The sequence below is a fragment of the Luteimonas huabeiensis HB2 genome, from assembly GCF_000559025.1.
GTDB classification, from domain to species: domain Bacteria; phylum Pseudomonadota; class Gammaproteobacteria; order Xanthomonadales; family Xanthomonadaceae; genus Luteimonas; species Luteimonas huabeiensis.
Window position 1 is genome coordinate 22,706 of sequence record NZ_JAAN01000033.1, and the last position, 19,114, is coordinate 41,819.

Here is a 19,114-nt window from a genome sequence, read left to right on the forward strand (position 1 = left end):
GACGGCCCCGGATTCTAGCGTGTCGGCGCCGGCGGCCCGGCGGCGGGCTGCCGTCGACCGCCCGCGAAGCGCCCCATCGTGACCCGCTCGCGCCCTTCCAGATCGTGCGCGGTGGCGACCGCGTCGAAGCCGCGCGCGCGCAACAGCGCGCGCACGGCCGCGCCCTGGTCGTGGCCGTGCTCGAGCAGCAGCCAGCCGCCCTCGGCCAGGTGCCCGGGCGCGTCGGCGACGATGCGGCGGATGTCGTCCAGCCCGTCCACGCCCGAGGCCAGCGCCATCGCCGGCTCGAAGCGCAGGTCGCCGTGCGTCAGGTGCGGGTCTCCGGCGGCGATGTAGGGCGGGTTGCTGGCGACGAGGTCGAATCGCCGCCCGGCCAGCGGCGCGAACCACTCGCCGGCGACGAACGCCACGTTGCGCAGGCCCAGCGCTCGCGCATTGCCGGCGGCCACCTCCAGCGCGGCGGGGCTGCGGTCGGTGGCGGTCACCTGCGCGCGCGGGCGCTCGCTGGCGATGGCCAGCGCGATCGCCCCGCTGCCGGTGCCGAGATCGGCCACGCGCGCCGGCGCCTGCGGGTCCAGCCGCGCCAACGCGAGTTCGACCAGCCGCTCGGTGTCCTCGCGCGGAATCAGGGTGTCTGGAGTGACCTGCAGGTCGAGGTGGCGGAAGCCGCGCCGGCCGGTGAGATAGGCGACCGGCTCGCCGCGTTCGCGGCGCGCGACCAGGGCCGCGTAGGCGGCGGCGACATCAGCGCCGACCGGCGCGTCGCCGTGCGCGTACAACCAGGCGCGCGGGCGCGCCAGCACGTGCAGCAGCAACCATTCGGCATCGACCGGGTCGATGCGCCGCCGCGCCTCGCGCAGCAGCGCATCGGCCCGTGGCGGCGCCGCATCGGCGGGCGGGATTGGGCTGGGGCCGCGGTGCATGGGCGGCATGGTAAGCGCGCGGGGGACGATGCGGGCCGACGGCGGGCTCGAGGACGCCTGCACGGGCGCCCGGCCCGGGGCCCGGACGCGAAGCGGCGCTCAAAAAAATGAAGGCGACCGAAGTCGCCTTCAAAATTCCGTGACACGCGTGGGAGGGAGTACGGGACACGGAAGCGGTGGACGGACGGGCCGTCTCGTGCTGGACCGGCGCCTCGGCGCCGGGTTCGCATCCATTTTGGTGCAATGCAGCACGCACGGTCAAGCGCCAAACGACGCCCGGCCCGCCGGGAGCCGATAGATAAATCCTATTTAATTTATGCGTTCTATCGATTTTACATATTGATAGTGAGTCCCTATCCTGTGCCGGTCCGGTCGTTGCGGCCGGTTTCACACCCCACCCGTCACCGAGGACTTCCATGTCTCTGATCAACACCGAAATCAAGCCGTTCAAGGCCACCGCGTTCCAGAACGGCGAGTTCGTCGAAATCACCGACGCCGATCTGAAGGGCAAGTGGTCGGTGGTCTTCTTCTACCCCGCCGACTTCACCTTCGTCTGCCCGACCGAACTCGAGGACCTGGCCGAGCATTACGAGGAGTTCAGGAAGCTCGGCGTGGAGATCTACAGCGTCTCCACCGACACCCACTTCTCGCACAAGGCCTGGCACGACACCTCCGAGGCCATCGGCAAGATCCAGTTCCCGATGGTCGGCGACCCGACCGCGACGCTGGCCCGCAACTTCGACGTGCTGCGCGAGGGCCAGGGCCTGGCCGACCGCGGCACCTTCGTGATCGACCCGCAGGGCGTCATCCAGCTGGTCGAGGTGACCTCCGAGGGCGTGGGCCGCGACGCCGGCGAGCTGCTGCGCAAGGTCAAGGCCGCCCAGTACGTCGCCGCGCACCCGGGCGAGGTCTGCCCGGCCAAGTGGAAGGAAGGCGAGAAGACCCTGAAGCCGTCGCTGGACCTGGTCGGCAAGATCTGATCGCCCGCCGCCCGCGCCGGCCCCGCTTCGCGGCGGGTCCCGGCGCCGGGACGGCGATCGCGCCCCCGTCCGCCCCCGCGGGCGGGAGCGCACCGGAGTCCGTTGGGCGCCCGCCCGCCGACGCCAGCCCGCGCCCAGCCGGCTCCGGTGCGCTTCCTCCCCTCCCCCACGTCCCGATGCGGCCGGCGCCGCGTCGCGGCCCTTCTTGACCGACCCAGGAGCCTGTCATGTTGGATGCCGAACTCAAGACCCAGCTCGCGGCCTATCTGGAGCGCGTCGTCCGCCCGATCCACATCGTGGCCTCGGTCGACGACGGCGAGAAGTCGCGCGAACTGCTGTCGCTGCTCGACGACCTGAAGTCCGCCAGCGCGCGCATCAGCGTCGAGGTCGTGCGCGACGACGCCGAGCGCAAGCCGTCCTTCGCGCTGACCTCGCCCGGCCACGAGATCCACCTGCGCTTCGCCGGCCTGCCCATGGGCCACGAGTTCACCTCGCTGGTGCTGGCGCTGCTGCAGGTCGGCGGCTATCCGCCGAAGGCCGACGCCGAGCTGATCGAGCAGGTCCGCGCGCTCGACGGCGACTATCGCTTCGAGACGTATTTCTCGCAGTCCTGCCAGAACTGCCCGGACGTGGTGCAGGCGCTGAACCTGGCCGCGGTGCTCAACCCGCGCATCCGCCACACCGCCATCGACGGCGCGCTGTTCCAGGACGAGGTGGAGGCGCGGCAGATCATGTCGGTGCCCACCGTCTACCTCAACGGCGAGGTCTTCGACCAGGGCCGGATGACGCTGGAGCAGATCGTCGCCAAGCTCGACACCGGCGCCGCCGCGCGCGAGGCGGAGAAGATCTCGGCCAAGGCGCCGTTCGACGTGCTGGTGGTCGGCGGCGGCCCGGCCGGCGCCGCGGCGGCGATCTACGCCGCGCGCAAGGGCATCCGCACCGGCGTGGCGGCCGAGCGCTTCGGCGGCCAGGTGCTGGACACGATGGCGATCGAGAACTTCATCTCGGTGCCGGAGACCGAAGGGCCGAAGATGGCCGCGGCGCTGGAGCAGCACGTGCGCCAGTACGACGTGGACATCATGAACCTGCAGCGCGCGCAGCGGCTGGTCCCGGCCGGCGCCGACGGGCTGATCGAGGTGGCGCTCGAGAACGGCGCCAGCCTGAAGGCGAAGACGGTGATCCTGGCCACCGGCGCGCGCTGGCGGCAGATGAACGTGCCCGGCGAGAACGAGTACCGCAACAAGGGCGTGGCCTATTGCCCGCACTGCGACGGCCCGCTGTTCAAGGGCAAGCGGGTGGCGGTGATCGGCGGCGGCAACTCCGGCGTCGAGGCCGCGATCGACCTGGCCGGCATCGTCGCCCACGTCACCCTGATCGAGTTCGACGAAAGGCTGCGCGCCGACGACGTGCTGCAGCGCAAGCTGAAGAGCCTGCCGAACGTGAAGATCGTCACCAGCGCGCAGACCACCGAGGTGCTGGGCGACGGTACCCGGGTCACCGGCCTGATCTACAAGGACCGGCAGGGCGGCGATGCGCACCGGGTGGAGCTGGAAGGCGTGTTCGTGCAGATCGGCCTGCTGCCCAACACCGAATGGCTGAAGGGCACCGTGGCGCTGTCGCCCAGGGGCGAGATCGTCGTCGACGATCGCGGCCAGACCGACGTGCCGGGCGTGTTCGCCGCCGGCGACTGCACCACGGTGCCGTACAAGCAGATCGTGATCGCGATGGGCGAAGGCTCGAAGGCGGCGCTGGCCGCGTTCGACCATCTCATCCGCAGCAGCGCGCCCAAGACCAGCGGCGCGGTGGCCGAGGCCGCGTGATGCCCGCGCGCCGCGCCGCTGCAGGACGGAGGTGCGCGGCCCGCCCCACGCCTTCGGCGGTGCGGCCATGAACCTGCGCGACCTCCGCTACCTGGTGGCGCTGGCCGACCACCGCCACTTCGGGCGCGCCGCCGCGGCCTGCTTCGTCAGCCAGCCGACGCTGTCCACCCAGATCCGCAAGCTGGAGGAGGAACTGGGCGTCTCGCTGGTGGAGCGCGCGCCGCGCAAGGTCATGCTCACCCCGGCCGGGCGCGAAGCCGCCGAGCGCGCGCGGCGCATCGTCGCCGAGGTGGAGCAGATGAAGGAGGCGGCGCGCCGCAGCCAGGACCCGCAGGCGGGGACCGTGCGCCTGGGCCTCTTTCCCACCCTGGGCCCCTACCTGCTGCCGCACGTGATCCCGGGCCTGCGCGCGCGCTTTCCGCAGCTGGAGCTGCTGCTGGTGGAGGAGAAGAGCGACGTGCTGCTGGCGCGGCTTCGCGACGGCCGGCTCGACGCCGCGATCCTCGCCCTGCCGGTCGAGGACGAGCAGCTGCACGTCGAGCCCCTGTTCAGCGAGCCCTTCGTGCTCGCCGTCCCCGACCGCCACCCGTTCGCCGCCCGCACCCGCCTGGCGCTGGACGACCTGGCCGACCAGCGCCTGCTGCTGCTGGAGGACGGACACTGCCTGCGCGAGCAGGCGCTGGACGTGTGCCAGCTCTCGGGCGCCCACGAGAAGAGCGAGTTCCGCGCCACCAGCCTGGAGACGCTGCGGCAGATGGTGGCCGCCAATGTCGGCATGACCCTGCTGCCGATGCTGTCGGTGCAGCCGCCGGTGGCGCGCTCGCCGGACATCCGCCTGCTCCCCTTCGAAGGCGACCCGCCGCGGCGCGAGATCGCCATGCTGTGGCGCCGCAGCTCGGCGATGGACGGCTTCCTGCGCCAGCTCGCGGCGCTGTTCAGGCAGTTGCCGCCGGGGTTGCTGGGGCCCGGCGCGCCGGCCGCGCCGGCGGCTTGAACCCGGCGCCCGGAGCGGGTAGCGTGATCGCCACAACGGGCGGCGCCGACGCGTCGCCCGTTTGCTTTGCGTCCAATCCCCAGGAGAACACCCCGATGTCCAACCCGCACAGCGGCCTGCCGCCGTCCCTGCTCGTGTCCGAAGAAGACGCCGCGCGCCTGGACGCGCTGCTGGAAAACCCCGTCTGGCGCCGCGAGCCCGCCGCCCAGGCCCTGCAGGAGGAACTCCTGCGCGCGCGCATCCTGCCCGCCGCGCAGATGCCCGACGACGTGGTGCGCATGCACTCGCGCGTGGACTGCGTCGATGCCGATGGCACCCGCCGCACCGTCACCCTGGTCTACCCGCACGAGGCCGATGCCGCCAGCGGACGGGTCTCGGTCCTCGCCCCGGTGGGCAGCGCGCTGCTCGGCCTGTCGGTCGGCCAGCGGATCGACTGGCCGCGCCCCGACGGCAGCACGCTCAGCCTCGAGGTCGCCGCGGTGCACCCGCGCGACGCGGGCGCGTGAGGCCCGGAGCCGGTCCTGATTCCGCCGCGAGCGCCGCCGGACGGCGCGCGGCCGAACGCAGGACGCGCCATGCACGCGCGCTCCGTGGACGTCTCGTGGCCGCCGGTCCCGGCGGCCACCTCGCCGACCGCCGCTGAGGCGACGGCGACGACCGCGGCGTGCGGTTCCTTCGGGCGCCGCACCCGCCAGCCGGCAGGCGCGGCCGGACCCGCACGGGTTCTCAGGCGCCCAGCCCCACCGGGCAGCTCACCCCGGTTCCCCCCAGCCCGCAGTAGCCGCCGGGATGCTTGGCGAGATACTGCTGGTGCTCGTCCTCGGCGTAGTAGAACGCCGGCGCCGGCGCCACGATCTCGGTGGTGATCCGGCCCAGGCCCGCCTCGCGCAACCGCGCCTGGTACGCGTCCAGGCTCTTGCGCGCGGCCTCGGCCTGCTCCGGCGTGGTGCAGTGGATCGCCGAGCGGTACTGGGTGCCGACGTCGTTGCCCTGGCGCATGCCCTGGGTCGGGTCGTGCGATTCCCAGAACGTCGCCAGCAGCCGCTCGAAGCCGATCCGCGCCGGGTCGTAGACCACGCGCACCATCTCGGCGTGCCCGGTCATCCCGCTGCAGACCTCCCGATAGGTCGGGTGGGGCGTGAAGCCGCCGGCGTAGCCGACCGCCGTCGTCTCCACCCCCGGCAGCGACCAGAACGCGCGCTCGGCGCCCCAGAAGCAGCCCATGCCGAAGCGGACGTCGGCCAGCCCCGCGAAATCGCCGCGCAGCGGCCGTCCGTGCACGAAGTGGACGTTGCGCAGCGGCAGCGGCGCGTCGCGCCCGGGCAGGGCGTCCTCGGGGCGGGGCAGGCGTTGCTTGAAGGCGCCGATGCCGAGCATGGCGGTCTCCGCGTATGGGGATGGACACCACATGCGGTCTCGGCCGCGCCGATCAAGCCGGCCGCCGCGCGCCGATCCGAAGGGCGCGATGCCGATGCCCGGGTGCATCGACCTTCGACCTGCGGTGACGAAGCCGTCCCCGCTCCCGCAAGCGGGCCCACATCGTCCCGTCTCCCGCGAGCGGGGCCGTGCTGTTCCTTCAGCGCCGGATGAGGGCCGCCTTGGGCGCCTGCGGCGCGCCCCCATCCGCCTTCGGCACCTTCCCCCGCTTGCGGGGAAAGGAAAAACAGAGTGCCCCCCGCTTGCGGGGGAAGGAAAAAGCGGAGTGCTCCCGCTTGCGAGGGACGCGGCTTTCGCACGCTGGATGTCGATACAGCCTAGTCGAACACCGCCGGCGCGACCTGCACGCGGTTGCGGCCGTTGCGCTTGGCGGCGTAGAGCGCCTTGTCGGCGCGCGCCAGGGTCGCCTCGGGAGTGCGTTCGCCGTCGCGTCGCGCGGCCACGCCCACGCTCACGGTCAACTGCAGCGGGCGGTCTTCCCAGCGCGCGTCCAGGCGCTCGACCGCGGCGCGGATGCGTTCGCCGGTGGCGCGCGCCAGCGCCTCGCCCTGCCCGGGCAGGATGGCGATGAACTCCTCGCCGCCGTAGCGGCCGAACAGTCCGTTCTCGCCGAGCGCGGCGCGCAGCGCGGTGGCCACGCGCCGCAGGCAGTGGTCGCCGGCGGCGTGGCCGTAGCGGTCGTTCACCGACTTGAAATGATCGACGTCGATGAACGCCACCGACAGCGGCTGCCGCTCGCGCTCGGCATCGGCGAAGGCGCGCGCCAGCCATTGGTCGATCGAGCGCCGATTGAGCGAGCCGGTCAGCGCATCCAGTTCGGCCGAGCGCCGGAGTTGCACCGCGGCGACCGCGTGCTCGACGTGCAGCAGCGTCAGGCGGGTGAATTCCGCAGCCAGGGCCAATTCCTCCGGGCTCAGTCCCGCGGTTCCCTCGCGCCGCAGCAGCACCCCGCCCCAGCCGGGGGCATGGACCTTCAGCGGGATCAGCGCCTCGGTCAGGGCGCGACCGCCCTCGCCCAGCAGGTACTGCAGCGCCATGCCGGCCGATGCCGTGCGGCGCAGCGGCACGACGCGCCGGGCGATTTCCTCGGCCACCGCCTCGTGCCGGGGCTCCGGCCGCACCACCAGCAGCCGCCGGCCGTGGAAGCCCTCGGCCACCGCCGCCGCCGAGTCCACCGGCAGCAGCGGCAGCAGGTGGTCGAACAGCAGCGCGAACGCGGTGTGCTCGATGTCGCCGGGCGCGAGCGCGCGCAGCTGCGACTGCAACGCGTGGGCGAGATCGTTGCGCGCGGTCTCGCGCGCCATCCGGCGCTCGGTATCGGCGCGCGCCAGGCGGTCGTGGTCGCGCTGGGTGCGGTACTCCGCCACCCGCGAGACCAGGCCCACGGCGAGCACGGTGAACAACATCACGATGCCCGCCTGGAAGGCGTAGCGCCCGGCCAGCGGGTCCGGCGCGCCCAAGCCCGGCAGGGCACGCTGCAGCGCCGTCAGCAGCAGGGTGAGCGCCAGCAGGCCGAGCAGCGGCCAGGCCATCGGGGCGCCCCCGCGCACGGCCAGCGCCAGCCAGGCGAGGCTGCCCGCCCCCACCAGTACCCAGGCCGCCGACGCCAGCGGGTGCAGCCACGGTCGCAACGCCGGCAGGTCGAGCAGGCACAGCACCGCCAGCGCGAGCAGGCCCGCGGCGACGGCGACGGCCCACCGCTGCGCCGTGCGCGGCACCACCCCGGCGCCCGCGTACAGCGGCAGCATCCGCGACCAGGCGGCGAGGAAGCCCAGCACCAGCGCATCGATGCCGGCGGTGCGCCAGCGTCCGAACCACGACAGCCCCGCCACCCGGTACAGGTGGCCGTTGATCGCGGCCAGCATCAGCAGGGCACTCAGCGCGCAGGCGAAGTACATCAGGTAGGCCGGGTCGCGGGCGGCCGCGTACAGCGCCAGGGCCAGGAACGCCAGCATGAACAGCGCGGCATAGATGCCGGAGGCGGCCGCCGCGGCGCGCTGCTCGAGCACGATGGTGTCGTTCTCGCGCACCAGCACCGGGTACACGTCCACCGGCAGGCCGCTTTCGACCCGCAGCGCGAGCGGCGCATCGACCGCGCCGGCGGGCAGCGGCGAACTGAAGCCCCCCGGCAGCGCGTGTTCGGTGCGCGGGGCGAAGAAATCGTGCGCCGGGCCGGTCCAGCCCGGCGCGGAGAACTGCAGCCGATCCGCCGGAACGCGCGGCGCCCACAGCACCCAGCGCGCGCCGCCGTCGGAAGACGCCGGCACCCGCCAGCGCAGCGTGGCGCGCGCCTCGCCCGCTGCGCCGCCCAGGCGCAGCCCGTCGGGCAGCGGGACCGCCGCGTCGCCGGCTTCGATCTGCGCCGGCAGCCACACCTGGATGCGACCGGCCCCGAGCCCCTGCAGCGCCGCCCACAGCAGCAGCGCGAGCGCGAGCGTGCCGATCGCGAATACCCAGCCGGGGCCGCTGCGGGACACGGCCGACGGGTTCATCGAGACGTCCTCGCCCGCGCGGCGTGGACTGGCACTCCCGGATCGTCGATCCGCATGCGGCGTTTCCCCTCGGTCGCCTGCATCCCGGCAAGCCCCGCTCCGGCCGAAAATGGTACACCGTCACGTTTTTCGCCACACCCACCGTGGCGTCCGCCGCGACCGGACCTGGCGCGGACTTCCGGACCGCAGCGGCCACGCGGTGCCCGGTCGCCTACACTGTGCGGTCCCCGGCGCGCGCCTCGCGCGCGCCCACCGCCTCCACGCCGCCCGATCGCCGATGACCAGCGCCCTGCCCGAACCCACCGCCGCCGACGCCCCGCCCGAGAAGCGCGACTTCATCCGCCAGATCGTCCGCGAGGATCTGGCCAGCGGCAAGCACACCGCGATCCGCACCCGCTTCCCGCCCGAGCCCAACGGCTACCTGCACATCGGCCACGCCAAGGCGATCTGCCTGGACTTCGGCATCGCCGCCGAGTTCGGCGGGCAGTGCAACCTGCGCTTCGACGACACCAATCCGGCCAGGGAGGACCCGGAGTTCGTCGCCGCGATCCAGGACGACGTGCGCTGGCTGGGCTTCGACTGGGCCGAGCTGCGCCACGCCTCCGACTACTTCGAGGTCTACTACCTGGCCGCGGAGAAGCTGATCCGCGACGGCAAGGCCTTCGTCTGCGACCTCTCGGCCGAAGAGGTCCGCGCCTACCGCGGCAGCCTGACCGAGCCGGGCCGCAATTCGCCGTTCCGCGACCGCAGCGTGGAGGAGAACCTGGACCTGTTCCGGCGCATGCGCGCCGGCGAGTTCGAAGACGGCGCGCGCACCCTGCGCGCGAAGATCGACATGGCCAGCGGCAACATCAACCTGCGCGACCCGGCGCTGTACCGGATCAAGCACGTCGCGCACCAGAACACCGGCGACGCCTGGCCGATCTACCCGATGTACGACTTCGCCCACGCGCTGGGCGACGCCATCGAGGGCATCACCCACTCGCTGTGCACGCTGGAGTTCGAGGACCACCGCCCGCTGTACGACTGGTGCGTGGCGCAGGTGGATCTGGCCGGGCATCCCGAGCTGCTGCAGCCGCTGCTCGCGCGCGGCCTGCCCAACCAGGCCGGCACGCCGCGCCAGATCGAGTTCTCCCGGCTCAACATCAACTACACGGTGATGAGCAAGCGCAAGCTGACCCAGCTCGTCGCCGACGGCCTGGTGGACGGCTGGGACGATCCGCGCATGTACACCCTGCAGGGACTGCGCCGCCGCGGCTACACCCCCGCCGCGCTGCGGCTGCTGGTGGACCGCGTGGGCATCAGCAAGCAGAACTCGGTCATCGACTTCTCGGTGCTGGAGGGCTGCCTGCGCGAGGACCTGGACGCGCATGCGCCGCGGCGCATGGCGGTGATCGATCCGCTGAAGCTGGTGCTGACCAACCTGCCGGAAGGCCACGAGGAGCGGCTGGCCTTCGCCAACCATCCCAAGGACGAGCGCTTCGGCAGCCGTGAGGTGCCGTTCTCGCGCGAGCTGTGGATCGAGCGCGAGGACTTCGCCGAGGTGCCGCCCAAGGGCTGGAAGCGGCTGGTGCCCGGCGGCGAAGTGCGCTTGCGCGGGGCCGGCATCGCGCGCGTGGACGAGGTGGTCAAGGACGCCGAGGGCCGCGTGGTCGAGCTGCGCGGCTGGCTGGACCCGGAATCCCGCCCGGGCATGGAAGGCGCCAACCGCAAGGTCAAGGGCACCATCCACTGGGTCAGCGCCGCGCACGCGGTCGCCGCCGAGATCCGCCTCTACGATCGCCTGTTCTCGGTGGAGAAGCCCGACGACGAGTCCGACGGCAAGACCTATCGCGACCATCTGAACCCCGATTCGCGGCGCAGCGCGCGCGGCTGGGTGGAACCGGCGGCGGCGCAGGCCGCGCCGGAGCAGTCGTTCCAGTTCGAGCGGCTCGGCTACTTCGTGGCCGACCGCCACGACCACCGCGCCGACGCGCCGGTGTTCAACCGCAGCGTGACCCTGCGCGACACCTGGGCCGCGCGCGCCTGACCGGAGACCCGCCGATGCCCGCCTTCCCGATCCCGCACCCGCGCAGCCGCCGCCTGCCGTTCGCCGCCGTGCTGGCGCTGCTGCTGTCCGCCTGCGCCGCGCCGCAGCCGCCGGCCGCCGCCGCGCCCCAGCCAGCCGCGCCCGCACCGTCCGGACCGGTCGCCGACTCCGACGATGCCGACGGCGGGCCGGCCGCGCCCGGCGTGCCCGAGCTGCGCACCGCCTGCGCGGTCGACAGCGACTGCGTGGTCAAGGACGTCGGCAACTGCTGCGGCGCCTATCCCGCCTGCGTGCACCGCGACAGCCCCGCCGACCCGCAGGCGGTGATGGCCGAGTGCCAGCGCAGCGGCATGGCCTCGGTCTGCGGCTTCCGCGAGATCCAGTCCTGCGCCTGCGTGCAGAACCGCTGCGAGGCGACCGACGCCGCCACCCCGGTCGTGCGCTGATGCTCTACGCCCAGGTCCACCTCACCCTGCCCGCCTGGGTCCACGAAACGGTGGACGCCGAGCGCCGCTATCCCGGCGACGACGCCAAGGTCGAGCTGGCCATCGCGCTGTCGCGGCGCAACGTGGAAGCCGGCAGCGGCGGTCCCTTCGGCGCGGCGGTGTTCGGGCCGGGCGACCGCCTGGTCGCGGTCGGCGTCAACCGCGTGGTGCCGGCCAACTGCTCGGTCGCCCACGCCGAGACCATGGCGTACATGCTCGCCCAGCAGCGGCTGCAGACCCCGCGCCTCAACGCGGCCGGCGGCCCGGTCGTGCTGGCCACCTCGGCGCAGCCCTGCTGCCAGTGCTTCGGCGCCACCGTGTGGGCCGGCATCGACCGCCTGCTGATCGGCGCCCGCGCCGAGGACGTGGAGGCGCTGACCGAGTTCGACGAAGGCCCGCTGCCCGCCGACTGGCGCGGCGAGCTGGCGCGCCGCGGGATCGAGGTCGTCGCCGACCTGCGCCGCGACGAGGCGCGCGAGGTGCTGCGCGCCTACGGCGCCGGCGGCGGGCCGCGCTACTGATGGACGCCTCCGCACCGCAGGCGCTGCTGTGCCTGTGCCGGGCCGGCTTCGAGCCCGAGCTGGCCGCCGAACTGACCGAGCGCGCGGCGCTGGCCGGCATCGGCGGCTACGCGCGCGCCGCGCGCGACGACGGCTACGCGCTGTTCCACGCCGCCGACCCCGACGACCGCCCCGGGCGCGCCCTGCCCTGGCGCGCGCTGGTGTTCGCGCGGCAGAAGACGCAGCTGATCGCCGAGCTGGACGGCCTCGACCCGCGCGACCGGCTCACGCCGGTGCTGTCGGCGCTGGAAGGGCGCGGCCGCTACGGCGAGCTGTGGGTCGAGCATCCGGACTCCGAGGCCGGGCGGCCGCTGTCCGGGCTCGCGCGCGCCTTCGGCAACGCGCTGCGCCCGGCGCTGCGCCAGCGCGGCTTTCTGACCCCGCACGACGATCCGGCGCGCCCGCGCCTGCACGTCTGCCTGCTGGCCGGCGACCACCTGCTGCTGTCGCGCAGCGAGCCCGGCGACGGCGCGCCCTGGCCGCAGGGCATCCCGCGCCTGCGCCTGCACGCCGACGCGCCCTCGCGCTCGGCGCTGAAGCTGGAGGAAGCGCTGCTGTCGCTGCTCAGCGCACGCGAGCGCGAGACCCTGATCAAGCCCGGCATGCGCGCGGCCGACCTCGGCGCCGCGCCCGGCGGCTGGACCTGGGTGCTGACCCGCCATCACCTGCACGTGACCGCGGTGGACAACGGCCCGCTGCAGCCGGCGCTGCACGACACCGGCCTGGTCGAGCACCTGCGCGCCGACGGCTTCCGCTGGCAGCCCGAGCGCACCCTGGACTGGATGGTCTGCGACATGGTCGAGCAGCCGCGCCGGGTGGCCGCGCGGATGGCGACCTGGTTCCGCGAGGGCTGGTGCCGGCACGCCGTGTTCAACCTCAAGCTGCCGATGAAGAAGCGCTGGCAGGAGACCCGGCTGTGCCTGGACCTGCTGGCCGACGAGGCCGGCGTGCCGCTGGAGGTGCGCGCGCGCCAGCTCTACCACGACCGCGAGGAGATCACCGTGTTCGCCTCGGCCGGGGCCGGCTGACCCGCCCGGCGGGCGCGTTCGGGCGCCGGGACGCGCCGCGCCCGTGGACCGGGTCTCAGCGCCTGCAAACGGCCGCTGGCATGCTGCGAGCCTGCCAGGAGGGAAGGCCATGCAAGCGCTCGTACTCAACGATCCGGCCACGTTCGGCCAGGAATTCATGCGCCAGACGCAGCTTCAGGGCTTCGGCTCGCTGACCAAGCGCGATCTCGAACTGCTGATCTTCGTGCTGCTAGAACGCGACGGCGCGATCGACCGCGCGGTCTCCAACCACGCCGCCGCGGCGCAGCTGCGGGTGACCCCGGCCAGGCTCAAGGCGCTGCGCCGCGACGGCTACGCGCGCTGGCGGCAACTGGTCGCCGAACCGCCGGAGGCCGCGCTGCCGCGCATCCTGGCCACGGTGCTGACCGCGGAGAACCTGCGCGCGGGCGCCCGCCACGTCAGCGAGCGCAGTCGCAAGGAAGGCTTCCTGGCGGTGCGCATCGAACACCCGGACGATCTCGCCCGCTTCGAACAGGCCATCCTCGACGTGGGCGCGCTGCCGGTCTACGAGCGCAATCGCGAGGTGGTCGCGGTGCGCTTCGACACCCTGCTGCGCCTGGCCGAGCGCGGCGGCCACCTGCAGCCGGACCCGCAGGCGGTGGCGCGCCAACTGCGCGAGCTGGCGCCGGCGGCGCAGGAAGTCGCCGAGCTGCTGCGCAAGGATCTCGACCAGTTGCGCTGGGAAGACGTGCGCAACGCGCTGAACGCGCTCGGCGCGCGCGCGGTCGCCGGAAGCCTGGAGGGCGGCGTGCGCGGCGTGCTGCGGGTGGCGTTCCCGTTCCTGGGCTGATCGGCCCATGCCGTCCCGCCGGGCGCCCCTGGGCCGTCGTGGCGCGCGATGCCGAAGGCGTGTCCCTGCCCCAGCGAGCGGGGGACCATCTTGTTTTTCCCTTCCCCCGCAAGCGGGGACCATTCTTGTTTTCCCTTCCCCCGCAAGCGGGGACCATTTTTTTTTCCCTTCCCCCGCAAGGCGGGAGAAGGGACGATATGCTCCCGCTTGCGGGAGAAGGAACAGCATGGCCCCGCTTGCGGGAGAAGGGACGATGCGGGCCCGCTTGCGGGAGAACGGACCGCATGCCCCCACTTGCGGGAAAGATGGCGGCGAGGGCGCCCGTCTCAGGGCGCCAGCCCGGAGGCGCGCCGCCACAGCGCCTGCGCCAGCGGCGGCAGGCGGCCGGCCAGGCCCAGCGCGTGCCCGCGCGTCAGCGTCAGCAGCGGGTCGTCGCTGGCATACACGCGCTGGATGCCGTCGAAGGCCCATGCGGCCACCGCGTTCTCGCTGCGGCGCCGGCGCGCCCAGCGCGCCAGCGCGTGCGGGCGTGCCCAGTCGGCGCCACGGTGGCGCGCGGCGGCCACCGCCGCGGCGAGATCCGCGACGTCGCGCAGGCCCAGATTGACCCCTTGCCCCGCCAGCGGATGCACCACGTGCGCCGCGTCGCCCAGCGCCAGCACCCGTCCGGCGAACTGGCGCTCGGCCAGCTGGCGGCGCAGCGGGAACGCGACCCGGCGCGACAGCGGCCGCGCCTCCCCCAGCCAGCCGTCGAAGGCGCGGGTCAGCGCCTGGCCGAAGGCCGCGTCGTCGAGCGCCAGCACGCGCTCGGCCTCGTCGTCCGGCAGGCTCCACACGATCGAGCTGCTGCCGTCGGCGCAGGGCAGGAAGGCCAGCGGTCCGCCGACCAGGAAGCGCTGCCGCGCGCTGGCCTGGTGCGGGCGTTCGGTGCCCACGTAGGCCACCACGCCGCGCTGGCCGTAGGCGTGGCGAGCGATGCCGATCCCGGCCAGCCGGCGCAAGGTGGATTCGGCGCCGTCGGCGGCGATCGCCACCCGCGCGGCGACGCGGCCGCCGTCGTCCAGGCGCAGGGCCACGGCGTCGCCGGATTCCTCCAGCGCCTCCACCGCCGCCGGGCAGCGCAGGGCGACCCCGGCCGGCGGCAGCGCGGCCCACAGCCGGTCGGTCAGCAGCGCCTGCTCCACGATCCAGCCCAGCGCCTCGCGACCGTAGGCGTCGGCATCGAAGCGCAGTTCGTCGCCGCCGGCCGCGTCGCGCACCTGCATGCGGCGGTAGGGCTGCGCGCGCGCGGCGCGCACCGCATCCCAGGCGCCGAGGCGATCGAGCAGCGCGACGGCGTCGGCGGCCAGCGCGTACACCCGCAGGTCCGGCGCCTCGGCCGACCAGGCGGGCGGGCGCCGCCGCTCCACCAGGGCCACGTCCAGGCCCTCGCGCGCCAGCGCCAGCGCGCAGGCCGCGCCGACCACGCCGCCGCCGACCACCACCGCATCGTGGCGGGCGCGCCGGTTCATGCCGCACCCCGCCGGCACAGCGCCGGCACGTCGTCGCCGCGATAGCCCATGGCGCCCCCGGCCAGCCGCGCCTGCAGGCCGCCGTGGTCGCCATCCAGCGCCAGCAGGCCGAGGCTGCGCAGCGGCCGCAGCAGCCCGCTCGGGTTGGCGGTCAACCGCGCCAGGCCGTCGGAGAACGCCAGCGTGCGCGCGCGGTCCTCGCGCCGGCGCCGTGCGTAGTCGCTCAGGGCCGCGTCGCCGGGGCCGTGGGCGGCGATCGCCTCGGCCAGTACCAGCGCATCGCGCAGCCCCAGGTTGAAGCCCTGGGCGCCGATCGGGTGCAGGGTCTGCGCGGCGTTGCCCACCAGCGCCGCGCGCGGCGCGATGGTGCGCTCGGCGACCCGCCGGCGCAGCGGATACGCGCTGCGCGGCCCCGTTTCCAGCAGGCGCCCGGCGCGCCAGCCGAACGCGGTCTGCACTCGCGCCAGGAACGCCGTATCGTCCAGCGCCTCGACGGCGTCCGCCTCCTCGGCGGGCACGCCGTGGACCAGCCCGTAGTGGCCATCGCCGCGCGGCAGCAGCGCGGTCGGACCGCTGTCGGTCAGCCGCTCCCAGGCGACGCCGTGCGGCGGCCGCGCCGCGCGCACCCGCGCCACCATCAAGGTCTGCCGGTAGTCGTGATCGGCGGTGTCGATGCCGAGGCCGGCGCGCACCACGCTGCCGGTGCCGTCGGCACCGACCAGCAGGCGCGCGCGCAACGTGTCCGGGCCGCCCTCGGTCTGCAGGCGCACGCGCCGCGCCTCGCCCTCGACCGCGCTGTCCAGGTAGCGCGCCGGCCGGTAGCGGGCCAGCCTCGGCAGCTCGGCCAGCCGCGCTTCCAGGGCCTGGCCGAAGTCGCGCGCCACCACCACCTGGCCGAACGCGCTGCGCCCATAGTCGGCCGCGCGCAACCGCAACCGGCCGAAATCGCCGGCGCGGCTGACGTGGATCTCGGCGATCGCCCCGCCCGGCGCGCGCAGGTGCTGCATCACCCCGAGCGCGCCCAGCGCGTTGACGGTGGCATCGGCGAAGCTCAGGTTGCGCTGGTCGAACACCGCCGGCAACGCACCGGGCGGGCTCGCCTCGACCAGGCCGACGTCGAGGTCGAGCCGGGCCAGCGCGATGGCGAGGCTGGCGCCGACCAGGCCGCCGCCGACGATCAGCACGTCGTGGATAGGGTCCATGGCGCCGATGATACCGGCCGGCGCCCGGGACGGGCCTTTCGCGCGCGCAGCGCCTAGAATGCGGCCAAGACACTCCCGGGAGCCGCCCGATGACCTCCACCGACCGCGCCGCTTCGGCCGCCGTTCCGACCGCCGCGCTGATCTTCGCCGCGCTCGCCGTGCTGCTGGCGGCCACCCGCGTGCACCACTTCGCCGCGATCCCGGACGCCTCGTGGGCGGTGTTCTTCCTCGGCGGCCTCTATCTGCACCGGCACGCGCGCCGCGCGTTCCCGGCGCTGATGGCGCTGGCGGTGCTGGTCGACTGGGCGGTGATCCGCGGTCAGGGCCTGAGCTTCTGGCAGCACTACTGCGTCTCGCCGGCGTACTGGTGCCTGATCGGCGCCTACCTGCTGCTGTGGGCCGGCGGCGCCTGGGTCGCGCGCAGGCCGCTGGCGCTCGACCTGCGCACCCTCGGCCGGCTCGCGCTGGCGGTGGTCGCCTCCGCCGCCGCCTGCCAGCTGGTGGCCCAGGGCAGCTTCTACTGGATCAGCGCCAGCGTCGCCGCCCCGACCGTGGCCGGCTGGTGGAAGAACTACACCGACTGGCTGCCGGCCTACCTGGGCACGATGGCGCTGTACGTCGCGCTGGCCGCCGCGCTGCATGCCGCCGCGCTGCAGCTGACCACGGCGGCCGCCCAGCGCCGCGGCCGCATCGCCTGACCGGCCGCCCGCACGTGGGCCACCGCCTCTCCCGCATCTACACCCGGACCGGCGACGACGGCGGGCATCGCCCGACGACGACGGCCGCACGTCCTGCGCGCCCGTCGTCGCGAGCGACCGAGCGGCGGCGCCCGGCCGCCCGCCGCCGGGCGCCTGCCGGCGCCCGCGCCCGGGCATCCTGCCCGGGACGTCGTGCCTACCGGCTCCGCACGGACATCGGCTGATGGGCCACCGCCTCTCCCGCATCTATACCCGTACCGGCGACGACGGCACGACGGGGCTCGGCGACGGCAGTCGGGTGGCGAAGGACTCGGCGCGCGTGGCCGCCTACGGCACCGTGGACGAGGCCAACGCCTGCCTCGGCCTGCTGCTGGCCTGCGAACTCCCGGAAGACGTGCGCGAGCTGCTCACCGCGCTCCAGCACCAGTTGTTCGACCTCGGCGGCGAGCTGTGCATCCCCGGCCACGCGGCGATCGACGACGCCGACATCGAGCGCCTGGAAGCGCACCTGGATCGCTACAACGCCGATCTGCCCGCGCTGAAGGATTTCATCCTGCCCGGCGGCGGCGAGGCCGCGGCGCGCTGCCATGTCGCGCGCACGGTAGTGCGCCGCGCCGAGCGCGAGACGGTCGCGCTGTCGCGCCAGGAGCGGGTGCGCCCGCAGGCGGTGCGCTACCTCAACCGCCTGTCCGATCTGCTGTTCGTGCTGTCGCGGGTGCTGGCCCGCGCCGGCGGCCACGGCGAGACGCTGTGGCGCCACGAACGCCGCGGCGGATGAGCCTGCCGGTCTACACCCATTCCGCCTGCCTGGGCCACGACACCGGCCCGGGCCATCCCGAATCGTCCCAGCGCCTGGCCGCGGTGATCCAGGCCCTGCACGATCAACTGCCGGGGCTGGACTGGCGCGAGGCGCCGCGGGCGACGCGCGGGCAGCTGCTGCGCGTGCACGACGAGCATTTGCTGGAAGCCGTGCTGGAGCATTCGCCGGCCGCGCGCACCCAGCTCGATCCCGACACCGTGCTGTCGCCCTCTTCCGGCGAGGCGGCGCTGCGCGCGGCCGGCGCCGGCGTCGCGGCGGTGGACGCGGTCATGCACGGCGACGCCGAGCGCGCGTTCTGCGCCGTGCGGCCGCCCGGCCACCACGCCACCGGCGGCCAGGCGATGGGCTTCTGCCTGTTCAACAACGTCGCCGTGGCCGCCGCCCATGCGCTCGACAAGCACGGGCTGTCGCGCGTGGCCGTGGTCGACTTCGATGTCCACCACGGCAACGGCACCCAGGCGATCTTCGAGGCCGAACCGCAGGTGCTGTACCTCAGCTCGCACCAGCAGGGGCTGTTTCCCCACAGCGGCGCGCGCCGCGAGCGCGGACTGGGCAACATCATGAACGTGCCGCTGCCGCCCGGCACGGGCAGCCGCATGTTCCAGGAAGCGTGGGTCGAGCGGCTGCTGCCCGAGCTGGAAGCGTTCCGCCCGCAGCTGGTGCTGATCTCGGCCGGGTTCGATGCGCACTGGCGCGACCCGCTGGCGCAGATGCAGCTCGACGCCGCCGACTTCGCCTGGCTGACCGGCGAACTGTGCGCGATCGCCGGCCAGCACGCGGCCGGGCGCGCGGTGTCGCTGCTGGAGGGCGGCTACGACCTGCAGGCGCTGCGCGAGTGCAGCGTCGCGCATGTGCGCGCGCTGATGGCCGGCTGAGACGGCGCCTCAGCCAGGCGCGTCGGCGGGCACGAAATCCAGCGCGGCGGAGTTGATGCAGTAGCGCAGGCCGGTCGGCCGCGGGCCGTCCGGAAACACGTGGCCCAGGTGCGAGGCGCAGCGCGCGCACTTGACCTCGACCCGGCGCATGCCGTGGCTGTCGTCGGCATGCTCGCTCACCGCTTCCGCCGAGACCGGCGCGTAGAAGCTCGGCCAGCCGCTGCCCGAATCGTACTTGGTCGCCGAATCGAACAGCGCCGCGCCGCAGGCCACGCAACGGTAGAGGCCTTCGGCCTTGTGGTTCCAGTAGCGGCCGGTGAACGGCGGTTCGGTGGCCGAGCAGCGGCAGACCGCGAACTGCTCCGGGGTCAGCCGTTCGCGCCATTCAGCCTCGGTTTTGCCAGGGGGAACAGCGGTCATGATGCGCTCCG

Annotated in this window: 18 protein-coding genes; 12 read left to right on the plus strand and 6 right to left on the minus strand. The window is 74.1% G+C overall.

What is annotated here, in order from left to right:
- Positions 1 to 14: 14 nt before the first annotated feature.
- A complete protein-coding gene (gene prmC, locus Z164_RS0113835) occupies positions 15 to 923 on the minus strand; it encodes a peptide chain release factor N(5)-glutamine methyltransferase (protein WP_024891279.1) in 909 nt (302 codons plus the stop codon).
- Between the two features lie 416 nt (positions 924 to 1,339).
- Between prmC and ahpC the strand changes: the two genes are divergently transcribed.
- The 4 genes from ahpC to rnk all read left to right on the plus strand — a co-directional run bounded on the left by ahpC (position 1,340) and on the right by rnk (position 5,223).
- Positions 1,340 to 1,903, plus strand: coding sequence for an alkyl hydroperoxide reductase subunit C (gene ahpC, locus Z164_RS0113840; protein WP_024891280.1), 564 nt, complete (start codon positions 1,340 to 1,342; stop codon positions 1,901 to 1,903).
- Between the two features lie 227 nt (positions 1,904 to 2,130).
- Positions 2,131 to 3,723 (plus strand): alkyl hydroperoxide reductase subunit F, encoded by a 1,593-nt coding sequence (gene ahpF, locus Z164_RS0113845; RefSeq protein WP_024891281.1) that lies wholly within the window; start codon positions 2,131 to 2,133, stop codon positions 3,721 to 3,723.
- A gap of 67 nt (positions 3,724 to 3,790) precedes the next feature.
- On the plus strand, positions 3,791 to 4,717 hold the full coding sequence (oxyR, locus tag Z164_RS0113850) for a DNA-binding transcriptional regulator OxyR (RefSeq protein ID WP_024891282.1): 927 nt from the start codon (positions 3,791 to 3,793) through the stop codon (positions 4,715 to 4,717).
- 95 nt (positions 4,718 to 4,812) lie between these two features.
- Positions 4,813 to 5,223 carry a nucleoside diphosphate kinase regulator gene (gene rnk / locus Z164_RS0113855; protein ID WP_024891283.1) on the plus strand — a complete coding sequence of 137 codons (411 nt, stop codon included), beginning with the start codon at positions 4,813 to 4,815 and terminating at the stop codon, positions 5,221 to 5,223.
- A gap of 220 nt (positions 5,224 to 5,443) precedes the next feature.
- Here rnk and msrA read toward each other — a convergent pair whose 3' ends face one another.
- Together msrA and Z164_RS21435 are read right to left on the minus strand one after the other, a co-directional pair.
- On the minus strand, positions 5,444 to 6,094 hold the full coding sequence (gene msrA / locus Z164_RS0113860) for a peptide-methionine (S)-S-oxide reductase MsrA (protein WP_024891284.1): 651 nt from the start codon (positions 6,092 to 6,094) through the stop codon (positions 5,444 to 5,446).
- A gap of 377 nt (positions 6,095 to 6,471) precedes the next feature.
- Complete coding sequence (locus Z164_RS21435) at positions 6,472 to 8,646, minus strand: GGDEF domain-containing protein (RefSeq protein ID WP_024891285.1); 2,175 nt, start codon at positions 8,644 to 8,646, stop codon at positions 6,472 to 6,474.
- Between the two features lie 277 nt (positions 8,647 to 8,923).
- Here Z164_RS21435 and Z164_RS0113870 point away from each other — a divergent pair, with 277 nt between their 5' ends.
- The 5 genes from Z164_RS0113870 to Z164_RS0113890 all read left to right on the plus strand — a co-directional run bounded on the left by Z164_RS0113870 (position 8,924) and on the right by Z164_RS0113890 (position 13,577).
- Positions 8,924 to 10,675 (plus strand): glutamine--tRNA ligase/YqeY domain fusion protein, encoded by a 1,752-nt coding sequence (locus tag Z164_RS0113870; RefSeq protein ID WP_024891286.1) that lies wholly within the window; start codon positions 8,924 to 8,926, stop codon positions 10,673 to 10,675.
- A 14-nt stretch (positions 10,676 to 10,689) separates the two neighbouring features.
- A complete protein-coding gene (locus Z164_RS0113875) occupies positions 10,690 to 11,121 on the plus strand; it encodes a hypothetical protein (RefSeq protein WP_024891287.1) in 432 nt (143 codons plus the stop codon).
- On the plus strand, positions 11,121 to 11,681 hold the full coding sequence (locus Z164_RS0113880; RefSeq protein ID WP_024891288.1) for a nucleoside deaminase: 561 nt from the start codon (positions 11,121 to 11,123) through the stop codon (positions 11,679 to 11,681). The genes Z164_RS0113875 and Z164_RS0113880 overlap by 1 nt, the downstream gene beginning before the upstream one ends.
- A complete protein-coding gene (rlmM, locus tag Z164_RS0113885; RefSeq protein ID WP_024891289.1) occupies positions 11,681 to 12,748 on the plus strand; it encodes a 23S rRNA (cytidine(2498)-2'-O)-methyltransferase RlmM in 1,068 nt (355 codons plus the stop codon). Before Z164_RS0113880 ends, rlmM begins: the two co-directional genes overlap by 1 nt.
- 109 nt (positions 12,749 to 12,857) lie before the next feature.
- Positions 12,858 to 13,577 carry a hypothetical protein gene (locus tag Z164_RS0113890; RefSeq protein WP_024891290.1) on the plus strand — a complete coding sequence of 240 codons (720 nt, stop codon included), beginning with the start codon at positions 12,858 to 12,860 and terminating at the stop codon, positions 13,575 to 13,577.
- 326 nt (positions 13,578 to 13,903) lie between these two features.
- On the opposite strand, the gene Z164_RS0113895 is transcribed toward Z164_RS0113890, so the two are convergent.
- Together Z164_RS0113895 and ubiH are read right to left on the minus strand one after the other, a co-directional pair.
- Complete coding sequence (locus Z164_RS0113895; RefSeq protein ID WP_024891291.1) at positions 13,904 to 15,088, minus strand: FAD-dependent oxidoreductase; 1,185 nt, start codon at positions 15,086 to 15,088, stop codon at positions 13,904 to 13,906.
- Positions 15,085 to 16,290 (minus strand): 2-octaprenyl-6-methoxyphenyl hydroxylase, encoded by a 1,206-nt coding sequence (gene ubiH / locus Z164_RS0113900; RefSeq protein ID WP_024891292.1) that lies wholly within the window; start codon positions 16,288 to 16,290, stop codon positions 15,085 to 15,087. The genes Z164_RS0113895 and ubiH overlap by 4 nt, the downstream gene beginning before the upstream one ends.
- Positions 16,291 to 16,379: 89 nt before the next feature.
- Between ubiH and Z164_RS0113905 the strand changes: the two genes are divergently transcribed.
- From Z164_RS0113905 to Z164_RS0113915, 3 genes are all read left to right on the plus strand, one after another.
- Entirely contained in the window at positions 16,380 to 16,988 is a 609-nt protein-coding gene (locus Z164_RS0113905; protein WP_024891293.1) for a hypothetical protein, read from the plus strand.
- A gap of 223 nt (positions 16,989 to 17,211) precedes the next feature.
- The gene (locus tag Z164_RS0113910; RefSeq protein WP_024891294.1) at positions 17,212 to 17,766 is read left to right on the plus strand and encodes a cob(I)yrinic acid a,c-diamide adenosyltransferase; all 555 of its coding nucleotides are present in this window, start codon (positions 17,212 to 17,214) and stop codon (positions 17,764 to 17,766) included.
- Between the two features lie 2 nt (positions 17,767 to 17,768).
- The gene (locus Z164_RS0113915) at positions 17,769 to 18,683 is read left to right on the plus strand and encodes a histone deacetylase family protein (RefSeq protein ID WP_024891295.1); all 915 of its coding nucleotides are present in this window, start codon (positions 17,769 to 17,771) and stop codon (positions 18,681 to 18,683) included.
- Between the two features lie 9 nt (positions 18,684 to 18,692).
- Here Z164_RS0113915 and msrB read toward each other — a convergent pair whose 3' ends face one another.
- Entirely contained in the window at positions 18,693 to 19,103 is a 411-nt protein-coding gene (gene msrB / locus Z164_RS0113920) for a peptide-methionine (R)-S-oxide reductase MsrB (protein ID WP_024891296.1), read from the minus strand.
- Positions 19,104 to 19,114 lie beyond the last annotated feature (11 nt).

What these genes read in the sequence shown, in the direction of transcription:
- Z164_RS0113895 (WP_024891291.1), bottom strand. Translation starts at nt 15,088, where the DNA reads ATGAACCGGCGCGCCCGCCACGATGCGGTGGTGGTCGGCGGCGGCGTG.
- msrA (WP_024891284.1), bottom strand. Translation starts at nt 6,094, where the DNA reads ATGCTCGGCATCGGCGCCTTCAAGCAACGCCTGCCCCGCCCCGAGGAC.
- Z164_RS0113905 (WP_024891293.1), top strand. Translation starts at nt 16,380, where the DNA reads ATGACCTCCACCGACCGCGCCGCTTCGGCCGCCGTTCCGACCGCCGCG.
- Z164_RS21435 (WP_024891285.1), bottom strand. Translation starts at nt 8,646, where the DNA reads ATGAACCCGTCGGCCGTGTCCCGCAGCGGCCCCGGCTGGGTATTCGCG.
- oxyR (WP_024891282.1), top strand. Translation starts at nt 3,791, where the DNA reads ATGAACCTGCGCGACCTCCGCTACCTGGTGGCGCTGGCCGACCACCGC.
- msrB (WP_024891296.1), bottom strand. Translation starts at nt 19,103, where the DNA reads ATGACCGCTGTTCCCCCTGGCAAAACCGAGGCTGAATGGCGCGAACGG.
- Z164_RS0113870 (WP_024891286.1), top strand. Translation starts at nt 8,924, where the DNA reads ATGACCAGCGCCCTGCCCGAACCCACCGCCGCCGACGCCCCGCCCGAG.
- rnk (WP_024891283.1), top strand. Translation starts at nt 4,813, where the DNA reads ATGTCCAACCCGCACAGCGGCCTGCCGCCGTCCCTGCTCGTGTCCGAA.
- Z164_RS0113880 (WP_024891288.1), top strand. Translation starts at nt 11,121, where the DNA reads ATGCTCTACGCCCAGGTCCACCTCACCCTGCCCGCCTGGGTCCACGAA.
- ubiH (WP_024891292.1), bottom strand. Translation starts at nt 16,290, where the DNA reads ATGGACCCTATCCACGACGTGCTGATCGTCGGCGGCGGCCTGGTCGGC.
- ahpF (WP_024891281.1), top strand. Translation starts at nt 2,131, where the DNA reads ATGTTGGATGCCGAACTCAAGACCCAGCTCGCGGCCTATCTGGAGCGC.
- Z164_RS0113875 (WP_024891287.1), top strand. Translation starts at nt 10,690, where the DNA reads ATGCCCGCCTTCCCGATCCCGCACCCGCGCAGCCGCCGCCTGCCGTTC.
- Z164_RS0113890 (WP_024891290.1), top strand. Translation starts at nt 12,858, where the DNA reads ATGCAAGCGCTCGTACTCAACGATCCGGCCACGTTCGGCCAGGAATTC.
- ahpC (WP_024891280.1), top strand. Translation starts at nt 1,340, where the DNA reads ATGTCTCTGATCAACACCGAAATCAAGCCGTTCAAGGCCACCGCGTTC.
- rlmM (WP_024891289.1), top strand. Translation starts at nt 11,681, where the DNA reads ATGGACGCCTCCGCACCGCAGGCGCTGCTGTGCCTGTGCCGGGCCGGC.
- prmC (WP_024891279.1), bottom strand. Translation starts at nt 923, where the DNA reads ATGCACCGCGGCCCCAGCCCAATCCCGCCCGCCGATGCGGCGCCGCCA.
- Z164_RS0113910 (WP_024891294.1), top strand. Translation starts at nt 17,212, where the DNA reads ATGGGCCACCGCCTCTCCCGCATCTATACCCGTACCGGCGACGACGGC.